23 protein-coding genes are annotated in these 21,587 nt (G+C 72.5%); 3 read left to right on the top strand and 20 right to left on the bottom strand.

All coding sequences use genetic code 11. From position 1 onward, the window contains the following. The first annotated feature begins 1 nt into the window (after position 1). Positions 2–628 (top strand): Pr6Pr family membrane protein, encoded by a 627-nt coding sequence (locus AC1DZC_RS12965; protein ID WP_477043565.1) that lies wholly within the window; start codon positions 2–4, stop codon positions 626–628. On the opposite strand, the gene AC1DZC_RS12960 is transcribed toward AC1DZC_RS12965, so the two are convergent. The 7 genes from AC1DZC_RS12960 to clpS are packed head-to-tail and all read right to left on the bottom strand — an operon-like array spanning position 615 to position 6,380. Beyond that, positions 615–2,306, bottom strand: a complete 1,692-nt coding sequence (locus AC1DZC_RS12960; RefSeq protein ID WP_477043564.1) for an ABC-F family ATP-binding cassette domain-containing protein — start codon at positions 2,304–2,306, stop codon at positions 615–617. The genes AC1DZC_RS12965 and AC1DZC_RS12960 overlap by 14 nt on opposite strands. Before the next feature lie 36 nt (positions 2,307–2,342). Beyond that, positions 2,343–2,963: an RdgB/HAM1 family non-canonical purine NTP pyrophosphatase gene (gene rdgB, locus AC1DZC_RS12955; RefSeq protein ID WP_477043563.1), complete on the bottom strand. Its 621-nt coding sequence runs from the start codon at positions 2,961–2,963 to the stop codon at positions 2,343–2,345. Continuing rightward, complete coding sequence (gene rph / locus AC1DZC_RS12950; RefSeq protein WP_477038846.1) at positions 2,960–3,754, bottom strand: ribonuclease PH; 795 nt, start codon at positions 3,752–3,754, stop codon at positions 2,960–2,962. The genes rdgB and rph overlap by 4 nt, the downstream gene beginning before the upstream one ends. A gap of 52 nt (positions 3,755–3,806) precedes the next feature. Next, positions 3,807–4,583, bottom strand: a complete 777-nt coding sequence (locus AC1DZC_RS12945) for an MBL fold metallo-hydrolase (RefSeq protein WP_477043562.1) — start codon at positions 4,581–4,583, stop codon at positions 3,807–3,809. Continuing rightward, a complete protein-coding gene (gene murI, locus AC1DZC_RS12940) occupies positions 4,580–5,395 on the bottom strand; it encodes a glutamate racemase (RefSeq protein WP_477038844.1) in 816 nt (271 codons plus the stop codon). The genes AC1DZC_RS12945 and murI overlap by 4 nt, the downstream gene beginning before the upstream one ends. Positions 5,396–5,412: 17 nt before the next feature. Next, on the bottom strand, positions 5,413–6,087 hold the full coding sequence (locus AC1DZC_RS12935) for a DUF2017 domain-containing protein (protein WP_477043561.1): 675 nt from the start codon (positions 6,085–6,087) through the stop codon (positions 5,413–5,415). Then, positions 6,087–6,380 carry an ATP-dependent Clp protease adapter ClpS gene (clpS, locus tag AC1DZC_RS12930; protein WP_477038843.1) on the bottom strand — a complete coding sequence of 98 codons (294 nt, stop codon included), beginning with the start codon at positions 6,378–6,380 and terminating at the stop codon, positions 6,087–6,089. Before clpS ends, AC1DZC_RS12935 begins: the two co-directional genes overlap by 1 nt. Positions 6,381–6,442: 62 nt before the next feature. Between clpS and AC1DZC_RS12925 the strand changes: the two genes are divergently transcribed. Then, complete coding sequence (locus tag AC1DZC_RS12925) at positions 6,443–7,780, top strand: nicotinate phosphoribosyltransferase (protein WP_477043560.1); 1,338 nt, start codon at positions 6,443–6,445, stop codon at positions 7,778–7,780. Positions 7,781–7,836: 56 nt separating this feature from the next. Here AC1DZC_RS12925 and AC1DZC_RS12920 read toward each other — a convergent pair whose 3' ends face one another. The 9 genes from AC1DZC_RS12920 to AC1DZC_RS12880 all read right to left on the bottom strand — a co-directional run bounded on the left by AC1DZC_RS12920 (position 7,837) and on the right by AC1DZC_RS12880 (position 17,044). After that, complete coding sequence (locus tag AC1DZC_RS12920; RefSeq protein ID WP_477038841.1) at positions 7,837–7,989, bottom strand: hypothetical protein; 153 nt, start codon at positions 7,987–7,989, stop codon at positions 7,837–7,839. Positions 7,990–8,225: 236 nt separating this feature from the next. After that, positions 8,226–10,043, bottom strand: a complete 1,818-nt coding sequence (locus AC1DZC_RS12915; RefSeq protein WP_477043559.1) for a DEAD/DEAH box helicase — start codon at positions 10,041–10,043, stop codon at positions 8,226–8,228. Then, positions 10,040–10,471 (bottom strand): DUF3039 domain-containing protein, encoded by a 432-nt coding sequence (locus AC1DZC_RS12910; protein ID WP_477038839.1) that lies wholly within the window; start codon positions 10,469–10,471, stop codon positions 10,040–10,042. The genes AC1DZC_RS12915 and AC1DZC_RS12910 overlap by 4 nt, the downstream gene beginning before the upstream one ends. An 84-nt stretch (positions 10,472–10,555) precedes the next feature. Continuing rightward, on the bottom strand, positions 10,556–11,338 hold the full coding sequence (gene nagB / locus AC1DZC_RS12905) for a glucosamine-6-phosphate deaminase (RefSeq protein WP_477043558.1): 783 nt from the start codon (positions 11,336–11,338) through the stop codon (positions 10,556–10,558). After that, a complete protein-coding gene (locus AC1DZC_RS12900; protein WP_477043557.1) occupies positions 11,338–12,330 on the bottom strand; it encodes an ROK family protein in 993 nt (330 codons plus the stop codon). The genes nagB and AC1DZC_RS12900 overlap by 1 nt, the downstream gene beginning before the upstream one ends. Before the next feature lies 1 nt (position 12,331). Next, positions 12,332–13,267 (bottom strand): carbohydrate ABC transporter permease, encoded by a 936-nt coding sequence (locus AC1DZC_RS12895; RefSeq protein ID WP_477038836.1) that lies wholly within the window; start codon positions 13,265–13,267, stop codon positions 12,332–12,334. Next, positions 13,264–14,205, bottom strand: coding sequence for a carbohydrate ABC transporter permease (locus AC1DZC_RS12890; RefSeq protein WP_477038835.1), 942 nt, complete (start codon positions 14,203–14,205; stop codon positions 13,264–13,266). The genes AC1DZC_RS12895 and AC1DZC_RS12890 overlap by 4 nt, the downstream gene beginning before the upstream one ends. A gap of 242 nt (positions 14,206–14,447) precedes the next feature. Then, entirely contained in the window at positions 14,448–15,782 is a 1,335-nt protein-coding gene (locus AC1DZC_RS12885; protein WP_477043556.1) for an extracellular solute-binding protein, read from the bottom strand. An 86-nt stretch (positions 15,783–15,868) separates the two neighbouring features. Further along, positions 15,869–17,044 carry an ROK family protein gene (locus tag AC1DZC_RS12880; RefSeq protein WP_477043555.1) on the bottom strand — a complete coding sequence of 392 codons (1,176 nt, stop codon included), beginning with the start codon at positions 17,042–17,044 and terminating at the stop codon, positions 15,869–15,871. A gap of 209 nt (positions 17,045–17,253) precedes the next feature. On the opposite strand from AC1DZC_RS12880, the gene AC1DZC_RS12875 reads away from it, so the two are divergent. Further along, positions 17,254–18,312: an LLM class flavin-dependent oxidoreductase gene (locus AC1DZC_RS12875; protein ID WP_477043554.1), complete on the top strand. Its 1,059-nt coding sequence runs from the start codon at positions 17,254–17,256 to the stop codon at positions 18,310–18,312. A 114-nt stretch (positions 18,313–18,426) separates the two neighbouring features. Here the strand turns inward: AC1DZC_RS12875 and AC1DZC_RS12870 are convergent, their stop codons facing one another. The 4 genes from AC1DZC_RS12870 to AC1DZC_RS12855 form a co-directional block, all read right to left on the bottom strand. Beyond that, positions 18,427–19,080 (bottom strand): response regulator, encoded by a 654-nt coding sequence (locus AC1DZC_RS12870; RefSeq protein WP_477040986.1) that lies wholly within the window; start codon positions 19,078–19,080, stop codon positions 18,427–18,429. After that, positions 19,077–20,213: a sensor histidine kinase gene (locus tag AC1DZC_RS12865; RefSeq protein WP_477043553.1), complete on the bottom strand. Its 1,137-nt coding sequence runs from the start codon at positions 20,211–20,213 to the stop codon at positions 19,077–19,079. Before AC1DZC_RS12865 ends, AC1DZC_RS12870 begins: the two co-directional genes overlap by 4 nt. A gap of 80 nt (positions 20,214–20,293) precedes the next feature. Next, on the bottom strand, positions 20,294–21,145 hold the full coding sequence (locus tag AC1DZC_RS12860; protein WP_477043552.1) for a PfkB family carbohydrate kinase: 852 nt from the start codon (positions 21,143–21,145) through the stop codon (positions 20,294–20,296). A gap of 30 nt (positions 21,146–21,175) precedes the next feature. Then, positions 21,176–21,499 (bottom strand): hypothetical protein, encoded by a 324-nt coding sequence (locus tag AC1DZC_RS12855; protein ID WP_477040989.1) that lies wholly within the window; start codon positions 21,497–21,499, stop codon positions 21,176–21,178. Between the last annotated feature and the right edge of the window lie 88 nt (positions 21,500–21,587).

The raw sequence follows: 21,587 nt of genomic DNA, 5'->3' as shown, positions 1-21,587 counted from the left end.
CGTGGCGCGGATCCTCTACGGGATCGTCGCGCTCGCGGCGTTCACCGGGATCGTCATGGAGACGGTCGCGGCCCTGACCTCCGACGACCCCGGCTTCAAGCTCGTCAACATGGTCTCCTTCTTCACGATCCAGTCGAACTTCCTGGCCGGCCTCGCGGCCCTCCTCCTGGCGCTGCGTCCCGACCGGCGCGGTCGCGTCTTCGACGTGCTCTTCCTCGACGGCCTGCTGTGCATCGCGGTGACGGGGATCGTCTTCCACGTCGCGCTCTCCGGGCTGCGCGACCTGACCGGCGCGGGCGCCGTGTCCAACTTCCTCCTGCACACGCTCGTGCCCGTCGGGTTCGTGGTCGCGTGGCTGGCGGTGGGGCCGCGGCCCCGGTTCTCCGTCGCGACGGTCGGCTGGTCGGTCGTCTACCCGCTGGCCTGGATCGCGTACACGTTCGCCCGCGGCGCCGTCACCGACTGGTACCCCTACCCGTTCCTGAACGTGTCGGTGATCGGCATGGGCGAGGCGCTCCTGCGCACCGGCATGGTCGCCGTGGTGTTCCTCGTCCTCGCGTTCGTGGCGCTCGGCATCGAGCGGCTGCTTCCGGCGTCCCCCCAGGTGCCGGTCCTCACCCCAGCGTGAGCTCGGGCCAGTCGGACAGGTCGGCCCGCATCCGGCGGTCGTGGGTCGCGACGACGACCGCGGCGGACGTGACCCGCAGCGCGGCCGTCAGCTCGTCGACCAGCCCGACCGACAGGTGGTTGGTCGGCTCGTCGAGGATCAGCACGTGCGGCGCGGCCAGGACCGCGCACGCGAGGTCGAACCGGCGGCGCTGACCCACCGACAGCTCGCGCAGCGGTCGGTCCAGGTCCTCCTCGGTCAGCAGCCCCTGGGCGGCGACGGGGACCAGCCGGGCCGGGTCGAGGACGCCCGCCTCGAGCAGCGTCAAGGCGTGCCGCGCGTAGGCCTCGAAGCCCGTGAGCTCCTCGGGCGGACCGGCGACGTACGCACGCTGGGCGGCGGCCGTCGCGTGCTCCGTGGGCCCCTCCTGCGCGAGCACGCCGAGCCGGACCCCCGGCGCGACCGTGCGCACGCCCCGGTCGAGGTCCAGGGTCCCCGCCAGCGCTGCGAGCAGCGTCGACTTGCCGGAGCCGTTCGGGCCGGTCACCAGCAGACGCCCGCAGGCGGGCACCTCGATGCGCAACCCCGGCAGGTCGAGCCGGTCGCGCACCCGCGGCGCCCGCACCTCGAGCAGCGGACCCGGTCGCGGGTCGGGCGGCAGGGACGGCAGGTCGGGGAACGACAGCTCGAGCGGTGGCGTCGGCACCTGGACGGCCTCGGCCTCGAGCTTCTGGATGAGGCGGTCGGCGGCCTTCACGTGCCCGCGGGCGCGGGTCGCGCGGCGGTTCTTGTCGGAGCCCTTGGGCGGTCGCCACTCGTCGGAGAGGTTCTCGTACGTCGAGTCCAGCCGTTCGGCCAGCGCGATCGCGCGCTTGCGCTCCGCGCGGTAACGGCTTCGCCAGCGCCGGACCATCTGGGACTTGAGGAACCGGTAGTCCGAGTACCGCGTCGCCCCGTACAGGGCGGGCCGGCCGTCCATCGACGGGTCGAGGTCGAGGATCGCCGTCATGACATCGTCGAGCAGGCGACGGTCGTGGGTGACGATGACGATCGCGCCGGCCCAGTCGCGCAGGCGCGAGGTCAGGTAGTCGATCCCGCCCGCGTCCAGGTGGTTGGTCGGCTCGTCGAGCAGCAGGACGTCCGCGCGCTCCCCGATCCGGCACGCCAGCCGCACACGGTAGCGCTCCCCCACGCTCAGCTCGTCGAGCAGCAGGTCGGGGTCGCGCGGTGCGCCGAACCGCGTCAGCGCCTCGTCGACGCGACGGTCGGCGTCCCAGCCGGCCAGGTGCTCGTACCGCGCCACCGCCGCGGTGAGCCGGCCCAGGTCGCCCGTCTCGTGGTCGAACGACGCGATCGCCGCCTCGAGCTCGGCCGAGACCGCCCGCACCCCCGACAGCGACTCCTCGACCAGCGACCCGACGGTCGCACCCTGCTCGACGGTGAGCTCCTGGTCCACGACGGCGAGCGTGCCGACCCGCCGGACCGAGCCGCCCTGTGGGTCCAACGTGCCCGCCAGGATCCGCAGCAGGGTCGTCTTGCCGGCGCCGTTCTCGCCCACCACGCCCACCCGGTCGCCGACGCTGACCACGAGGTCGATGCCGTCCAGGACGGAGCGGCCGGGGTAGCCGAAGGTGACCGACGACGCCACCAGCTGGGCCGCACCGACGACCGCGGTCTCGACCTCGGCGCTCTCAGACACCGGCCCGGGTCCCTCCAGGCGCGCCCGCCATCCTCGTCATCCGCCCAGCACGCGGACCAGGGTGGGCACGAGGGCGCGGAACGCCGTCCCGCGATGGCTGATCGCGTTCTTCTCCTCGGGAGTCAGCTCGGCGCACGTCCGCGAGTCCCCCGCCGGCACCAGGATCGGGTCGTACCCGAACCCGTGGGAGCCGCGCGGGGCCGTGGCCAGCGCGCCCTCGAGCGCGCCCGTCTCGACGTGCTCGAAGCCGTCGGGGGTGACCAGCGCGGCGGCGCAGACGAAGCGCGCACCACGGTGCTCGGGCGCGATGTCCCCCAGCTGCGCGAGCAGGAGGTCGAGGTTGGCCTGGTCGTCGCCGTGCCGGCCGGCCCAGCGCGCCGAGAAGATCCCCGGCGAGCCGCCGAGCACGTCGACGCTGAGCCCGGAGTCGTCGGCCACGGCGGGCAGGCCGGTGAAGGCGGCGAGCGCGCGGGCCTTGATCAGCGCGTTCTCCGCGAACGTCAGGCCGTCCTCGACCGGCTCGGGCGCACCGACGTCGCGCGCGCCGACCACCGAGGCGGGGTCGAGCCCGGGCAGCACGGGAGACAGGATCGCTCGCAGCTCGCCGACCTTGTGCGCGTTGTGCGTGGCGAGCACCAGGCGGGTGCTCGAGGTCATCGGACCGCGCGCGTCGCCGAGCCGTCGCCCGGAGCCTGCGCCAGGGCAGCGGTCTGCAGCGCGGTCAGCTGGGCGGTCCCGGCGACCGCGAGGTCGAGCAGCGCGTTGAGCTCGGCGCGGTCGAACGGGGCGTGCTCGGCGGTGCCCTGGACCTCGACGAACGTGCCGGAACCGGTGACCACGACGTTCATGTCGGTCTCCGCGCGCACGTCCTCGACGTACGGCAGGTCGAGGACGGGCAGCCCGTCGACGATGCCGACGCTCACGGCGGCCACCGAGTCCCGCAGGACGACCTTGTTCTTCGAGACGTGCCCCTGGGCGACGGCCCACGCGACGGCGTCGGCCAGGGCGACGTAGGCGCCGGTGATCGAGGCGGTGCGGGTGCCACCGTCGGCCTGGAGCACGTCGCAGTCGAGCACGATCGTGTTCTCGCCGAGCGCCGAGACGTCGATGATCGCCCGCAGCGAGCGGCCGATCAGGCGCGAGATCTCGTGCGTGCGCCCGCCGACGCGGCCCTTGACGGACTCGCGGTCGGAACGGCTGTTCGTCGCGCGCGGGAGCATCGAGTACTCGGCCGTGACCCAGCCCTCGCCGGAGCCCTTCTTCCAGCGCGGCACCCCGGGCGTGAACGACGCGACGCACAGCACCTTGGTGCCGCCGAACTCGACGAGCACGCTGCCCTCGCCGGCCTCCAGGAAGCCGCGGGTCAGGGTGACCGGGCGGAGCTGGTCGGGGGCGCGGCCGTCGGCGCGCACGCCGGGCACGGTGGAGGCAGAGGTGGCAGAAGTCATGCGGACGAGCGTAACCGCGCGGTCCGACAGGGACGGTTCGCGTCCAGGTCCCCTACAGGACGTGGACCGCGCCCGGACGCGCCAGCTCGATCGGGCCGCCGTACACGGCCGCCGCCTCCGCCTCGGTCACCGCGGGATCGTTCCAGGCCGGGATGTGCGTGAGCACGAGCCGCCGGGCACCCCCGCGCGCCGCGGCCTCGCCGGCGCGACGACCGGTGAGGTGGATGCCCCGCAGCTCGTCGTCCCTGCCCTCCACGTACGCCGACTCGACGAGGAGCAGGTCCACGTCCGCGGCCAGGGCGTCCAGGCCCGGGCACTCGTCGGTGTCGCCGCTGTAGGAGAGCGTGACGGACCCGTCGGAGACGTCGGACGGCCCGGTGACCCGGACGCCGAACGCCGGGATCGGGTGCTCGACGGGGATGGGCGTCAGCGTCAGGGGCCCGACGACCACGTCGGACCCTGCCTCCCACGACGCGACCACGAACTGCTCGCTCGGGCTCTCGCTGCCGCACAGCTGCGCGAGGCGCTCGGCGGTGCCGATCGGACCGTAGACGGGAACGGGCGGCAGGGCACCGGCGGGGTCGTACCGCCGCAGCACGTGCAGCACGGCGAGGTCGGCCACGTGGTCGGCGTGCAGGTGGGACAGGCCGATGGCGTCCAGGGCCGTCGGGTCGCCGTACCGCTGGAGGGCGCCCAGGGCGCCGTTGCCGAGGTCCAGCAGCACGGTCCAGGTGCGCCCGTCGGCATCGTCGGCCTGCACGAGGTACGCCGACGCGGCCGAGTCCGCGCTCGGGAAGGACCCGGCGCAGCCCAGGATCGTCAGCCTCATCGCAGGGCTCCGCGCGGCTCGACGGCCTCGACCTCGGGGCCCAGGAACCGGCGGGCGAGCTTCTGGAACGCGACGGGGTCGCCCGTGGCGAGGAACCGGTGGCTGGGCGCTCCTGCGGAGAGGTCGCGCTCGAGGTCGTGCGCCACGAGCGTGCGGTACACGTCCTTGGCGGTCTCCTCGGCGCTGGACACGAGCGTGACGTCCTCGCCCATGACGTAGGAGATCGCGCCCGTGAGCAGCGGGTAGTGCGTGCAGCCGAGCACGAGGGTGTCGACGCCGGCCTCGCGGACCGGGTCCAGGTACTCGTGCGCGAGCGCGAGCACCTCCGGGCCGGAGGTGATGCCCGCCTCGACCAGCTCGACGAACCGGGGGCAGGCCTGCGTGGTCAGCTCGACGCCCGGCGCCACGGCGAACGCGTCGTCGTACGACCTCGACTCGACGGTCGACTTGGTCGCGATGACGCCGATGCGGCCCGTCCGGGTGGCCGCGACGGCGCGCCGGGCGGCCGGCAGGATCACCTCGACCACCGGGATGCCTCGTCGCAGCGTGTACCGCTCGCGGGCGTCGCGCAGCATCGCCGACGACGCCGTGTTGCAGGCGATGACGAGCAGCTTCACGCCGGCGTCCACGAGGTCGTCCATCACCTCGAGGGCGTGCGCACGGACGGCCGCCAGCGGCTTGCTGCCGTAGGGCGTGTTGAGGGTGTCGCCGATGTAGATCGTGGACTCGTGGGGCAGCTGGTCGAGGATCGACCGCGCCACCGTCAGCCCGCCGACACCGGAGTCGAAGATCCCGAGGGGGGCGTCGTTCACGCGGCCGAGCCTATCCGCTACCCGGCCGGTGGCCTGCCCGGCGGGGTGTTGCGTCCGCCACCCGGCGCGCGCAGGTCCGCGAGCAGCGCCTCGACGAGCGACTCCTGCAACCAGCTCAACGCACCGTAGACCGCGACGAGGTAGCGCCGGGTCGCGGGGTCGAGGTGGTCGGCGTCGGCCTCGTCGAGGTCCGCCGTCGGCGAGGTCAGCAGCTGGTCGTACAGGCGCTCGGCCTGGTCGTCGGTGCGGATCTGGAGGCGCTCGGCCAGAACGAGCCGCAGGTCCGTCAGCGCCGCCGCGACGTCCTTGGCGTCGTCGGGCGCGACCACGAACGCGTCGGCGCGCTGCTCCGCGGTGGGAGTGGTCAGCGCGGTCCAGAGCCGGCTGAGCCGGGCGACCTTGCCCGAACGGATGTCGTCCTCGGTCAGGCGACGGAACTCGGCGGACACCTCGGGGTCGTCGCGCGACGCGTCCGGCAGCAGGCGCCGGACGGCGGGGTCGGTCGGCGGCGCGACGTTGTCGAGCTGGATCCGCGGCGAACCGTCACCGGGCACGGTCGCGACGGTCTCCTCGTCGATCCGGCCCGCACCGAGCAGCTCGGCGACGTCCGCGACGAGGGCCGCGATCACGCCGCGCTCGTCGTCGTCCAGGCGCGCGACGTACATCCCGCGGCGCCGCCGGAACGCCCGCATCACTGCCCGCTTCGCTGGAGCGTGGCCCACAGGCCGAACTCGTGCATCGCCTGCACGTCGACCTCCATCGCCTCGAGGGATCCGGTGGACACCACGGCGCGTCCCTGCTGGTGGACCTGCCGCATCAGCTTCTCGGCCTTCTCCCGCGGGAAGCCGAAGTACGACTCGAACACGTACGTCACGTAGCTCATGAGGTTCACGGGATCGTTCCAGACGATCGTCACCCACGGATCGGCGACCGCCGTCTTCTCCTGCGCCTCGACACTCTGGTCGGGAAGGGTCTGCACAGGCACGAGGCCCACTGTAGGTGCGTCGGCGACGTGCGCGGACGTTCTCCGCTGCCTACGTTGGCCGCATGACCCCTGGTCCGAGCACGGCCCTGCTCACCGACCGCTACGAGCTCACGATGCTGCAGGCCGCGCTCGCCGACGGGACCGCTCACCGCCGCTGCGTGTTCGAGGTCTTCACGCGCCGCCTGCCCCCGGGGCGTCGGTACGCGGTGCTCGCCGGGACCGGTCGCGTGCTCGAGGCGATCGAGCGGTTCCGGTTCGGCAAGGAGGAGCTCGACTTCCTTGCCGACGAGCGCGTGGTGGACGACACGACGCTCTCCTACCTGTCCGGCTACCGGTTCGGCGGGTCGGTCGTCGGGTACGCCGAGGGCGAGACGTTCTTCCCGTCGTCGCCGGTCATGGTCGTCGAGGGCACCTTCGCCGAGGCCGTCCTGCTGGAGACGCTCGTGCTCTCGATCCTCAACTTCGACTCCGCCGTGGCGTCGGCCGCGTCCCGGATGACCAGTGCGGCGGTCGACCGGCCCGTGCTCGAGATGGGTTCACGACGAGCGCACGAGGAGGCTGCGGTCGCGGCGAGCCGGGCCGCGGTCGTCGCCGGCTTCGCGGGGACCTCCAACCTGGAGGCGGGACGGCGGTACGGGTTGGCGACGATCGGGACCGCCGCGCACGCCTTCACGCTCCTGCACGACGACGAGCGGACCGCCTTCGAGACGCAGGTCGCGTCGCAGGGCGTGGGGACGACCCTGCTCGTCGACACCTACGACGTGCGGCGCGGCGTCGAGAACGCCCTGGCCGCCGCGGGGACGGCCCTGGGAGCCGTCCGGCTCGACTCCGGCGACCTCGGCGTCCTGGCGCACGAGGTGCGGCAGCAGCTCGACGCCTCGGGTGCGCGGGACACCAAGATCATCGTGACGTCCGACCTCGACGAGTACGCGATCGCGGCGCTCGCCGTCGCGCCGGTCGACAGCTACGGCGTCGGCACGTCCGTGGTCACCGGGTCGGGGGCGCCGACGTGCGGGATGGTCTACAAGCTCGTCGCTCGCGAGGGACCGGACGGCTCGCTGGAGCCCGTGGCGAAGGCATCGCGGTCCAAGACCAGCGTGGGGGGCCGCAAGGCCGCGGCTCGACGGCTCGACGCCGAGGGCCGGGCGGCGGAGGAGGTCCTGGTCACGGGTCCGGACGACGAGGTCCGTGGGTGGCGGTCCGACGACGCGGACCTGCGGGCGCTGCACGTCCCGCTCGTCATCGCCGGGGTCGCAGACCGGGCCTGGACGGGGGCGGACGGCGTGCGAGCCGCCGTGGGTCGGCACCGGGCCTCGCGGGACGAGCTGCCGCGGGGGGCGAGGCGCTTGTCCGCGGACGAGGCCGCGGTGCCGACGGTCACGGTGCGGGTCGGGGGCTGACGCCCGGCCGACCCACGACCGGGCGGGTCGTCAGACCCGCCCGAGCCGGGCGATCGCTACACGCGCGAACGACCGCGGCCGACCAGGGCGAGGATCAGGCTGACGACCAGCACGGCGATGCCGATCCAGATGAGGAACGACCCGACGCCGGCGAAGCCGAGGATGAGCAGGATGACACCGATGATGATGAGGATGAGCCAGCCGGGCATGGTGATGCCCCTTTCGTCAGAAGCGCCGATCCGGCGAGCGGGGGTACCCGGGCCGTTCGGCGACGACAGAACGCTGCCAGGGACGAGGGTCGTCGGCACGCCGAACGCCAAGTTGCGCGACCGGCCGTCGCTGCTATGTGGTCACGCGTCCAGGGCTGTGACCTGCGGTTTTACGCCCGACTAGCGACGTCCACGATTCGAGACGGGGGTTGCGGATTCCTCACCCGAAGAGGTGATCACTTCTTCCCGACGAACCAGCCGCGCACCATGGCGACGCGCGCGGTCAGCTGGTCGGGGTCGGCGAGGGCCACCTCCGGACCCCCGCAGCGGCGGCGCAGCTCGTTGTGCACGGACCCGTGGGGCTGGCCGCTCTTGCGCGCCCACGCCCCCACCAGCTGCGACAGCTCCTTGCGCAGCTCGGCCTGCTTGCGGTGGTCCATCGGCGGCGGCTCGTCGGCGGGCGCCTTCTTGCGGCCGTTCAGCTGGTCGGCCTGCCGCTGGCGCAGCAGGGCGGACACCTGGTCGGCGTCGAGCAGTCCGGGCAGGCCGAGGAAGTCGAGCTCCTCGTCGGACCCCATCTCCGCGCCCGTGCCGAACTCGCCGCCGTCGAAGAGAACCCGGTCGAACGACGCCTGGGCCTCGAGCGCCTCGAACGCCCCTTGCTTGCCGTCCGGACCGATCTCGTCCGGGCCGTTGCGCTCCGCGTTCGCCGCCTCCATCAGGGCGTCCTCGGGGTTGAACCCCTCGCCCATCTCCTCGGCGGTCTTCGGGCGGTCCAGCGCGTGGTCGCGCTCGAGCTCGAGCGTGTTGGCCAGTGCGAGCAGCTGCGGGACGCTCGGCAGGAACACCGAGGCGGTCTCGCCCCGGCGACGCGCACGCACGAACCGGCCGACGGCCTGGGCGAAGAACAGAGGCGTCGCCGTGCTCGTCGCGTAGACGCCCACCGCGAGGCGCGGGACGTCGACGCCCTCGGAGACCATGCGGACCGCGACCATCCACCGCGAGGTGCCCGCGGAGAACTCGTCGATCCGGTCGCTCGCGCCGTCGTCGTCGGAGAGCACGAGGGTCGGCGACCTGCCGGTGAGGCGTGCCAGGTGGCCCGCGTAGGCGCGTGCATCGGTCTGGTCGGTCGCGATGACCATGGCGCCGGCGTCCGGGACGGTGCGCCGGACCTCGGTCAGCCGGCGGTCCGCCGCGGCCAGCACGCTGGGGATCCACTCGCCGTTCGGGTCCAGGGCCGTGCGCCAGGCCTGCGCGGTGATGTCCTTGGTGAGCGGCTCCCCCAGCCGGGCGCTCATCTCGTCGCCCGCCTTGGTGCGCCACCGCATCGAGCCGCTGTAGGACAGGAAGATGACCGGACGCACGACGTGGTCGCGCAGCGCGTCGCCGTAGCCGTACGTGTAGTCGGCGACGCTGCGCCGGATGCCGTCGCGGTCGCGGTCGTAGCGCACGAACGGGATCGCCGCGGTGTCGGAGCGGAACGGCGTGCCCGTGAGCGCGAGCCGGCGGGTGGCGCCCTCGAACGCCTCGCGGACGGCGTCGCCCCAGCTCAGCGCGTCACCTCCGTGGTGCACCTCGTCCAGGATGACGAGCGTCGGCGCCGCTGACGTGCGCGCCGCGTGCAGCGCCGGCTTGCTGGCCACCTGGGCGTAGGTCACGGCGACGCCGTCGAACCCGTGCCCGTGCCGGCCCTGCGCGTTGCTGAAGTTGGGGTCGAGCGTGATGCCCACGCGCGCCGCGGCGTCGGCCCACTGGCGCTTGAGGTGCTCGGTCGGCGCGACGACGGTCACCCGTCGCACGACCTTCGCCTCGAGCAGCTCGGTGGCGATCCGGAGCGCGAACGTCGTCTTGCCCGCACCGGGCGTGGCGACCGCGAGGAAGTCCCGCGGGTTGCTGACCCGGTACTGCTCGATCGCCTCCGCCTGCCACGCACGCAGCTTGTCCGCCGTGCCCCAGGGCGCACGGCTGGGGAACGCCGGCGGCAGCTGTGACGCGGCGGACGACGACGCGTGGTGGGTGAACGGGACGATGGACGGGCGCGGGGCGGCCGTCACGAGCCGCCGCTGGTCGAGCCGGTGAACCGCGCGTCGCCGCCCGAGCCGGAACCGCCGGAGCCCGAGCCGGGGTTGCGACCGAAGCCCCAGCGGCGACCGCCGGACTTGCCGCCGCCCTCGCCGCCGTTGTTGTCGCCGTCCTGCGGCTCGCGCAGACCCTCGTAGATCTCCTTGCAGACCGGGCAGACCGGGAACTTGTTCGGGTCCCGACCGGGGACCCAGACCTTGCCGCAGAGGGCGATCACGGGCTTGCCGCTGATCGCGGAGTCGAGGATCTTCTCCTTGCGCACGTAGTGCGCGAACCGCTCGTGGTCGCCGGGTTCGACCTGCTCGGTCGTCTCCTCGCGCTCCAGGACGCTGGTCGACGTCCCCTGGTCCGGACCGGACGGGTCGTCTGGTGCGGACGGCATCGGGAACGGCTCACTCATGGCGTCGAGTGTACGTGGCGGATCCGACATCGCCGGGGGCCGACCGGCCGTCGACGGCGTCCCGGGTGGGCAACATCACCCGCGTCAGAGGCCCTGCCACTGCGGCTTGGAGCGGTACGTCTCGCGGTAGTAGTCGGCCAGCTGCAGACGGCTCGCCGCCGCATCGTCGACGAGGACGGTGACGTGCGGGTGGTGCTGCAGGATCGTCGCCGGCCACATGGCGCTCACCGGGCCCTCGACGAGCTGGTGCACGGCCTCCGCCTTGCCCTTGCCGGTGGCCAGGAGCACGAGGTGCCGGGCGGACATGATCGTCGCGAGCCCCTGCGTCAGGCAGTGCGTCGGCACCTTGTCGAGGTCCCCCCCGAAGAACCGGGCATTGTCCTCGCGCGTCTGCCGCGTCAGGGTCTTGATGCGGGTCCGGGACGCCAGCGACGAGCCGGGCTCGTTGAACGCGATGTGCCCGTCGGTGCCGATCCCGAGGAGCTGCAGGTCGACGCCGCCGACGTCCGCGATCGCGTCCTCGTAGGCGCGACAGGCCACGACGAGGTCGTCGGCCAGTCCGTCGGGCCCCTGCACCGCACCGTCGGCGAAGTCGACGCGGGAGGCGATCTCCTTCTCGATGACGTTGCGATAGCGCTCGGGGTGGCTGGCCTCGAGACCGACGTACTCGTCGAGCATGAAGGCCCGGGCACGCGCGAACGACAGGCCGTCCTGCGTGTGCCGTCGAGCGAGCTCGTCGTAGACCGCGAGCGGGCTCGACCCGGTGGCCAGGCCGAGCACGGAGTCGGGCTGCGCGCGCACGAGCTGCTCGATCGCGTCCGCGGCCAGACGTCCCAGCTCCGCGCCGGGACCGATGACGACCTCCATCAGAAGTACTCCCCTCGTCCGAGCAGTGCCGCACCGACCGCGCCCACCGGCACGTCAGCGGGAGCCAGGCTCACGCGTCCGGGCAGGCTCATCGACGCGAGGAACGGCGACGCCTCCGCCTGCCGCTCCAGCTCGCCGCGCACGGCCCGCAGCAGCGGCTGGCCGAGCGCGCTGACGCCGCCGCCGATCACGACGAGGTCGACGTCGGCGGTGAGCACGAGGATGCGGACCGCGGAGGCGACCGCCCACGCGAAGCGGTCGCGCACCTCGATCGCCTGCGGGTCCCCGTCCGCGGCCGCGGTGAACAGCTCGGCGGGCGCGGGACGGCCGAACCGGCTGGGCCAGGCGATGTCGAGCGCCGACCCGGACGCGTACTGCTCCAGGCAGCCGAGCTGGCCGCACTTGCACGGCAGCCCGTCCGGAACCAGCGTCAGGTGGCCGATCTCGCCGGCGCCGCCGTGCGAGCCGCGCCGCAGCCGGCCCTCGAGCAGCAGCCCGGCGGCCAGGCCCGTGCCGAGCGCGAGGAACGCGATGTCGTGCACCCCCGGCTCGCCCGTGCCCTGCGCACCGTCGACCGTGTGCGCGGCGCCGACGACGGCGACGGTGAGGTCGTTCTCGACCCGGACCTGCACACCGAGACGCTCCGCGACGATCGACGCGAGCGGGGTGCTCTCCTCGATGCCCAGGTTCACGGCGTGCTCGACCAGGCCCTTGTCGGCGTCGACGACCCCGGGCAGCCCGATGCCGACACCCGCGAGCTCGGACACCGGCAGACCCACGCGGCCCGCGAGGTCCTCGACCACCGCGACCGCGACGTCGACCAGGCCCTGCACACCCTTCGTGGTGGCGAGCCGGACCTGGTGCCGCACCACGCCGTCCCCGTCGAGCGCGACACCGAGCACCTTGGTGCCGCCGATGTCGAGCCCGACGGACCACGGGCGCGGCCCGTCGTCCGACGCCCTGAGTGGAGTCGGGATCCCCTGCGTGCTCACGTCAGCCCTTCACCGCTCCGGCGACCAGCCCGGACGTCATCTTGTTCTGGACGAACAGGAAGAAGACGATCACAGGAATCGCGATCAGTGCCGAGCCTGCCATCACGACGCCCCAGTCGGTCGCACGGTTCGACTCGACGAGGCCCTGCAGCCACAGCGGCAGCGTGTGCTCGGTCGGGTCGGTCATGACGACGAGGGCGAGGGTGTACTCGTTCCAGGCCTGCAGGAACCCGTACACGCCCGCGGCCACGAGGCCGGGAGCGAGCAGCGGGAAGGTGATCCGGAAGAAGGCGGCGGTGCGCGACAGGCCGTCCACCATCGCCGCCTCCTCGAGCTCGATCGGCACGCCGGCCACGAAGCCGCGCAGCATCCAGATCGTGAAGGGCAGGATCGCCGCCGTGTAGACGATGGCCAGGCCGATGGCCGTGTTCACCAGGTTCCAGCCGTCGAGCATCCGGTACTGCGAGATGAAGAGCCCCTCCGCGGGGATCATCTGCACCACGAGGATCGTCAGGATGAACGCCTTGCGACCGCGGAACCGGAACCGGCTGACGGCGAGCGCGGCGAGGAACGCGAAGATCAGGGCGGCGACGAGGACGATCACGACGACCGTCAGCGAGACCTTCATCGCGTCCCAGAACGACGGGTCGTTCCACACGCGGCGGAAGTTCGAGATCGTCCCGTCGAGCGGGAAGAACGTCGGCTTGCTGGTCTGCAGCTTGTTCAGCGGCAGGAACGCGCTGTTGACCATCCAGTAGATCGGGAAGACCCAGGCGATGGCCACGACGACGGCGACGATCCCGAGGACGCGGCGGCCCGTGCGGGTCTGGGCACGACCGGACTCGGTCGTCTTGACCCGGGCCTTGCGCTTGGCGACGGGGACGACGGGGGCTCCCTGCGGCGCCGGGGCGGGCGCTGGGGTGGCGACGGTGCTCACAGCTCGTCCTCCTTCAGCATCTGGCGGACGTAGAAGCCGGTCAGGCCGAGCGTGATGACCAGCATGATCGTGGCGAGCGCTCCCGCCTTGGAGAAGTCCCCTGCGTAGGAGTAGATGAGCGTGCCGAGCAGGTTCGTCTCGTGCGTGGGCGCGCCGGCACGCTGCAGGACGTAGATCTGGGTGAACACCTTCATGTCCCAGATCACCTGCAGCAGCAGCACGATCGACAGGACGGGCCGGATCATCGGGATCGTGATGTTCCAGAAGCGCTGCCGCTGGGAGGCGCCGTCGAGCTGCGCGGCCTCCATCGTCTCCTCGGGGACCTGGAGCAGGCCCGCGTAGACGGAGAACGCGACGAACGGCACCGACATCCAGACGACGATCACGGTGGCGACGAAGTAGAACGACAGCGGCTCGATGATCCACGAGTGGCCGGCCATGTCGTCGGCCCCGAAGACGTTGGCGAGCACGTAGTTGACGACGCCGTACTGCGAGTCGAAGAGCCACTGCCAGACCGTCATGGACGCGAGGACCGGGGTGCCCCAGGCGAGCAGGAGGGCGACCATCAGGGTCATCCGGGCGCCGCGGCTGACGCGCTGCATGAGCACGGCGAACGCGATGCCGATGACCATCGTGACGGCCGCGTTCACCAGGCAGAAGGCGATCGAGCGACCGATCACGGCCCAGACGTACGGGTCGGAGAGGAGCTCCTGGTAGTTCTTCAGCCCGACCCACTCGGCGGGGGCTCCGAACTGCTGCTTGAGCCCGTACTCCTGGAACGAGGTGATGAACTGCCGGATCAGGGGGTAGCCGAGGGCGACGGCGATGACGATGCCGGCCGGGACCAGCAATCCGTACACACCGACGTTGCGGCGCTTACGACGTGGGAACACGGGCGGGGTGCCGTCGTGCTCGACCACGGGGGCAGTGGCTGCCATGGAAGAACTCCTGTCTGGTGGCGCGGCCGGGTCCGCCTGCGTCGGCAGGCCCGACCGCACCCGGATCAGGGGGTCGTCCGCACTGTGTCGAGCTACAGCCCGGACGACGACCAGTGATCAGTACAGCAGTGGTGTGTGCTGTGCGTCGTGTTTCCGGAACGGCCGGGTCGAAGGCCCTCCGACCCGGCCTGAGGCCCGACCGGCCCCCTCCGCTCCGCAGCAGCGAGGGCCGGCCGAGGTCATCAGTTGAGCGCGGCCTCGATCTGCTTGTCAGCAGCGGCAGCGGCCTCCTTGACGTCGGCCCCCGTCGCGAGCTGCTGGAAGAAGTCCTCCAGGATGCGGTCGCCCTCGACGGTGGCCCAGTTCTCGGCGGCCGGCGTGAGCTTGGCGTTCAGCGCGGCGGCGACAGCGGCCTTGGCGTAGACGTCGTCGCCCATGGAGGCGGCGTAGTCCGTGTTGCCGGGGATGAGGCCGTTGCTGCCGAGCATGTTCTGGAACTCCTCCGTGAAGATGATCTTCAGGAGGCTCTTGGCGAGCTCCGGGTGCTGCGACTTCGCGGCGACGGCGATGTTCGAGCCGCCGGCGAAGCCGTTCGCGTAGGAGCCGGCCTCGATGCCCGGGAGCGGGAAGACGCCGGTGTGCTCCTCGTTGCAGGCCTGCTGCTCGGTGCGGAGCGCCTTGGCGGCGTCCGACGTGTCGTCGGGGTCGACGCCCTTGTTGCACTGGGGCAGGTCGATGCTCCACCGGGCCCAGGTGGGCGCGGAGAACATGGCGGACTGGCCCTGGTTGAACGGGACCCACGGCTCGTTCGAGTCGCTGTCGGCCGGAGCCTTGGTCGCCGTCTTGAACAGCTCCTGGACCTGCTCGAGGCCCTTGATGGAGTCGGGCTCGGACAGGGCACCCTTCCAGGTGTCACCGTCCTTGACCGCGAAGTTGCCACCGTTGGTGTAGAGCCACGCGGCGCCGTTGTACCAGTCCTGGCCCGGGAGCCAGAAGCCGGAGCCCGCGGGGTTGGCGGCCTGCAGCTTCTGCGCGACGGTCGTGAACTCCTCGAGCGTGGTGGGCACCTCGACGCCCGCCGCGGCGAACGCGTCCTTGTTGTAGAACACGGCACGCGCGCCGGAGTAGTAGGGAGCGGCGTAGAACTTGCCGTCCGCGCTACCCGCGTCGACGAAGCCGGGGAGCAGCTTGTCGCCGCCCAGCTCGTCGTACATGTCGGTGATGTCGGCGAAGGCGCCGGCGTACGTGAAGGTCGGCGACTGCGTGTTGCCGATCTCGACGACGTCCGGGGTCTGGTCGGCCGACGACAGAGCGGTCTGCAGGCGCGGGACGAGCCCGTTCCAGTCCTGCTCCTCGATGACGAGCTTGGAGCCCGGGTTCTCGGCCTCGAACGTCGTGGTGAGGTACTCACGCAGCGCGTCCGGGGTGTCGGTGCCGTTCAGCCAGAGCTTGATCGTCGCAGCCTCGGGCGTGCTGGCTGCCGACGAGGTGTCGTCCGATGCGTCGTCGCCGTTGCTGCAAGCGGCGAGCGCGAGCGTGGCCGCCACGCCGACGGCCGCGAAACGTAGGATCTTCACGTTGGGGTTCCTCCCGTGAGCGAGACGAGCGCCGAGCGGCGTCGCCGGGGGTTTCTTCTGACGTGCAGTGGGCCGGCTGGGGGTCCTCACGAGACCCCCAGCTGGCCCGACAGAACGAGGACTGCCGCACCAGCGAGAGCCCCGTCCTCGTCGAGGGATCCCATCCGCATGGCGAGCCCGTGCCCGATGACGGGCATGGTCCGCGCGCGGACGGTGGTGAGCGCCGCGTCACGCAGAGGTCCGTCCAGCAGCTCCGGCGGACCGGAGAGCAGGACCTCGGCGAGGTCGAGGGCGCTGACGACGGGTGCCAGGGCGATGCCCAGCAGCCGTCCGACCGACGCCAGTGCGGCGTCGGACTCCTCAGGGGTGAGTCCCGCGATGCGGCGGCGCAGGGCCGGCACGCTCAGCACGGTCTCGAGGCAGCCCGATCGGCCGCAGGCGCAGTCGAGCGGGGGCTCGTCGCGCAGGTCGCCGTCGAGCACGGTCACGTGGCCGATCTCCCCCGCCGCGTGGTGGCGGCCCAGCACGAGCGCGCCGTCCACGACCATCCCGGCGCCGACACCCTGGCCGACCGTGACGACCATGCAGCCCGACCCGGCGGCCGAGCCGTACGTGAACTCGCCGAGCGCGCGCGTGTTGGCGTCGTTGGCGACGTGCACCGGGACGCCGAGGTGCTCGGTCAGCTGCTGGGCCAGCGGGACGTTGTACCAGCCACGGTTGGGGGCCTGGACCACCATGCCGTCGAGGTCGATGACACCCGGGGACGCGATGCCGACACCGATGACCGGGCGGGTCGCCGCGGCCAGCAGGTCGCGGCAGAGCGCCTCGAGCAGGTCGGCGGCGGCCTCGCCCGTGCGACCTTCGAGGGCCTCGGACCTCCGGACGACGACGTCGCCGACGAGGGTCATGACCGCGCCCAGCAGGCGGGAGTCGTCGGTGAGGTCGACCGCGACGATCTGGAACGCCTCGGTCCGCATCCCGACGAGAGTGGCCGGCTTGCCGACCTTGCCCTCGACGCGGACACCGAGCTCCTCGACCAGCCCCTCGGCGATCAGGACGGCCACCAGACCGGACACCGTGACGCGGGTCAGACCCGTGCTGCGGGCGATGTCGGCACGGGACGCGGGGCCGATGTGGAAGAGGTGCGCGAGGACCAGCGATCGGTTGTGCGCACGTGCGTGCTCGGGGAGCACCTTGCCGGTCGGGCGCAGTGCCCGACCAACTCCCCGGGCCGCGGCGGGCGGCTGCGTTGTCGCTGTCACGTTTGTTAGTAGACCTTCCTTACTAATCGACGTCAAGTCACTTCGGTGACCGTGATCACATCGTGACCGGACGTTCACACGAGCGTTTCGTGGGATGACTTTGCGTTAACGCTCACACAGATCGCCGCTGGCGCACCGCGCTGACCTGCGCATCTACCGGTTCGTCGGGCGCGACCTGCGGGAACACCGTCGCCGTCCGATGCGTTCGCATGGACATGGAACTCGGGATGTACACGTTCGGCGACGTCCACCCCGACCCCGTCTCCGGCGAGGTCACCAGCCCCGGGCAGCGCATCCGCGACGTCCTCGAGCGGATCCGTCTGGTCGAGGAGGTCGGCCTCGACTACGTCGGGATCGGCGAGCACCACCGGCCCGACTACGCCATCTCCTCCCCCTCGACGGTCATCGCGGCGGGCCTCGCGCAGACCTCCCGGATCACCGTCGGCAGCGCCGTCACCGTGCTCTCCACCGAGGACCCCGTGCGGGTCTACCAGCAGTTCGCGACGATGGACCTGCTCTCGCAGGGACGCGTCGAGCTGCTCGCGGGGCGCGGGTCGTTCATCGAGTCGTACCCCTTGTTCGGCGCCTCGCTGGACGACTACGACGAGCTGTACGACGAGAAGATCCAGCTGCTCCTGCAGGTCGACGCGAGCGAGCGCGTGACGTGGTCCGGTCGGTTCCGGCCGCCGCTCGACGACGCGCTGGTCCTCCCTCGCCCCTTCGACCACCCCGGTCGCGGCCAGCACCTGACCATCGCCGTGGCGACCGGCGGCAACCCGCAGTCGTCGATCCGGGCCGGCGCCCTGGGGCTGCCCATCAGCTACGCGATCATCGGCGGCCAGCCGGCGTCGTTCGCCCCGCTGGTCGATCTGTACCGACGCGCCCACGCCCAGTCCGGGGCCGACGCGTCCACGCAGTTCGTGTCCGTGGCCGGCATGGGCTACTTCGCCGAGGACGGCAAGGCGGCGCGCGACTTCTTCTACCCGTACTGGCACGAGTCGATGCGGCGGATCTCTGCCGAGCGCGGCTTCTCGATGCCCAACCGGATCTCGTTCGAGTCCCAGGCCGCGCGCGGCGGCGCCTACTTCGTCGGCGAGCCCGAGCAGATCGCCGAGCGGATCGTCGCCCTGCACGAGGTGCTCCACCACGACCGGCAGTCGTTCCAGATGGACCTGTCCGGCGTCCCGCAGAAGGAGTCGCTGAAGTCGATCGAGGTGCTGGGCACCAAGATCGCGCCCCTGGTCCGCGAGGCGCTCGGCACCGCCTGACCCGCTCCCGGTGGCGATCCGGCCGGCGGCCCCGCCCGACGGCCCCCGGCGCTCGCGACGGCGCCACCAGCACGTGGGGCCCTCGCGTGGGCGGGGCGCCGTCGGCGTCGCGCGTCAGCCCTTCATGCGGCCCGTCTCGTAGGCCCACATCGCCAGCTCGACGCGGTTCCGCACGCCGAGCTTGCCCATGAGGCTGGCCAGGTGGGTCTTCACGGTGCTCATGCTGATGTGCAGCTCGTCGGCGATCTCGGCGTTGGTCCGACCGCGCGCCACCGTGATCAGCACGTCCTCCTCGCGACCGGTCAACGGGGCCAGGGGCTGAGGGGGCGGTCCACCGCGGGCCTCGGAGAACACGGCGAGCAGCCGGCGCGTGATGCTCGGGGCGATGAGGGCGTCACCGTCGGCGGCCGCGTGGATCGCCTGCACCAGCAGCTCTGGTCCGGCGTCCTTGAGCAGGAAGCCCCGCGCCCCGGCCTGCAGAGCGCCGTGGACGTACTCGTCGAGGTCGAAGGTCGTGATGACGACGATCGCCATCGGGTCCGCGACGGCGGGGCCGGCCAGCTGCCGGGTCGCCTCGATGCCGTCGATCCCGGGCATCCGGATGTCGAACAGGCAGACGTCGGGCCGCAGCCGGCGGGCCATCGCGACGGCGGACCTGCCGTCGACCGCCTGTCCGACGACGGAGATCCCGTCCTGGGCGTCGAGGATCATCGACAAGCCCGTGCGCACGAGCTCCTGGTCGTCCGCGACGAGAACGCTGATCGTCATCGAGACGCTCCTGCCTTGGGCAGGACGGCGTCGACCGTCCAGCCACGTTCGGCGCCCGGCCCGGCCGCGAGGGTCCCGCCGAGCAGGGCGGCCCGCTCGGTCATGCCGATCAGCCCGTACCCGGTCCAGCCGCGCCCGGTCACGTGCGGCTCGCCGTCGTCGACGACCGTCAGGCGGACCGTGTCCTGCGAGCCCGTCACCCGCACGGTGATCCGGGTGGCGTGGCGCGCGTGGCGGACGGCATTGGTGATCGACTCCTGGGCCAGCCGGTAGACGGCGGCGCCGACCGTCGGCCGCAGGTCGTCGAGAGCACCCTCGAGGGACACGGCCACGGGCGGGACCGTGCCGAACGCCAGACGCTCGATGTCGTCGACCCCCCGCTGCGGGGCGAGGTCGACGTCGTCGCCCTCGCGCAGCGTGCGGACCATGAGCCGCATCTCGCTGAGCGCGCGGGTCGCCTCGCCCTCGATCACCTCGAGCGCGTCGATCGCGGCGGTGGGGTCCGTCGCTCCCACGACCCGGCCGGCCTGCGCGCGGATCGCGATCGCCGAGACGTGGTGCGCCACGGTGTCGTGCAGCTCCCGCGCGAGCAGCTCTCGCTCCCGCAGCTTGACCTGGTCGGTCGCCCGGAGCCTGCTCGTCGAGATCACGCGCACCGCGCCGCCGATGAGGCACGGCGACAGGAAGAACACGGCCTCGCCGATCGTCTCCCCGACCGTCGTGTAGTGCCCGACGATGCCCAGGACGCCCGTGAGCAGGACGAGCCCGAGCCCCAGCACGACCTCGCGACCGCTCCCCCAGCGGCACAGTGCGTAGGACAGGATCAGGATCGCGGCGGTCGTGTACAGCCCGACGGAGTCGTCGAGCCGGTTGATCGCGGCGATGTCGACGACGAGGACCGCGCCGTACGCGACGAGCACGGCGAGCAGAGGACGCGTGCGACGGAAGAGCAGGGCGCCGATCGTGATCAGCGCCATGGGGATCGAGATGTAGAGCCACGCGACCTGGCGGGTGGCCACCTCGACTGCGGAGGCTACGAGCAGGATCCCGACGAGCCACCAGTCCCGCCAGACCCGCGCGGGCGCGCCGGGGGCCCGGGGGGCGGCCCAGAGGCGACGGATGGCTGCGATCACGTGTGCAGCCTAGGCATCCGCACCTGACCTGCGGATCGGCCGATCGAGCGCGTCGTCGGTCGGCCGATCGGACGAGGCGGTCAGCGCGACGTCCACCCGAGCGCGCCGGCGTGACGCACCGACTCCGACGCCAGCCGCACCCCGTCCCGGACCGCCTGCTCGATGTCGCTGCCGCGTGCCAGCGACGCCGCGATCCCGCCGTGCAGGACGTCGCCGGCCCCGAGGGTGTCGACGACGTCGGTCACCTGGGGCGGGACGATCTCGACGAGCCGTCCACCGACGAGCAGCCGCACGGGCCCGGAGCCGGACGAGCGCGCCACCGACGCGGGACCGAGGGCGGCCACGGCGGCGAGCAGGTCGTCCTCGGTGGACGGCATCGCGAAGTCCCCCGAGAGCACCGCGTGGTCCACGTGCGCGAGCAGCCGCTCGAGGCCCGGCTTCCAGCTGCCGCCGTCGAGCACGACCGGGACGGCGGCCGCGCGGGCGAGCACCTCGGCCGCGGCCAGGTGGTGCCCGTCGACGAGCAGGGCGCCGGCCCCGTCGAGCACGTCGACGACCGCCGACGCCGCGTCCGCCAGGTCGGCGGTGCCCGTCGCGTTCACCGAGACGACCGCCCGTTCGCCCGTCGACCGGGTGACCAGGACCGTCGACACCGCGGGCGACCCGGGCACGCCGGCGCGCAGGTCCACGACCGACACCCCGGCGGCGACCAGGCCCGAGCGCACGAGGTCCGCGACGGGTCCGGCGCCCAGCGCGGTCACGAGGATCGTCGGCACCCCGAGGGCGACGGCGGTGGCCGCCGCGTTGGCGGCGGGCCCGCCGAACGTCACCGACAGGTCCCGGGCGACGAGCTTCTCGTTCGGGCCGGGCACGTGCTCGACCACCTGGACGACGTCGAGGGTCGCCAGCCCGCAGCAGACGAGGAGCGTCATGGAGCCATCCTGGCCGACGGACGCCCGGGTTCAGGCCGTCGCGGGCAGCGACCTGGTCGAGGGCCGGTCGACGAGCACGTACGTCACGCCCGCGAGCACGAGCGCGACCAGCACCACCGACGGCCACGCGCCGAGGTGCGGGGCGAGCAGGTGCGAGGCGACGAAGCACACGGCACCGGTCAGCACGACCAGCGTCACGCGCCACCAGCCGGCCGCTCGGGACCGGAACGCGCACCATGCGACACCCGCCAGGAGCACGGCGCCGCCGAGGGCGCGGACGTCGGTGAGCTGGGCGACGGCGAACCCGACGACCAGAGTCAGACCGGCGAGGACGGCGGTGGGGACGCGAGACATGTCGCACACCCTAAGCAACCGCCGCCGGCAACTCCCTGCCCGACCGCGCGAGTGTGACCGACCCCGCGCGGACGCCCCCGTGCAGCGC

It is taken from the genome of Cellulomonas sp. P2_B4 (assembly GCF_056404795.1).
Note: the sequence above shows the minus strand (reverse complement) of the source record. Positions and strands in the feature narration are given on the sequence as shown.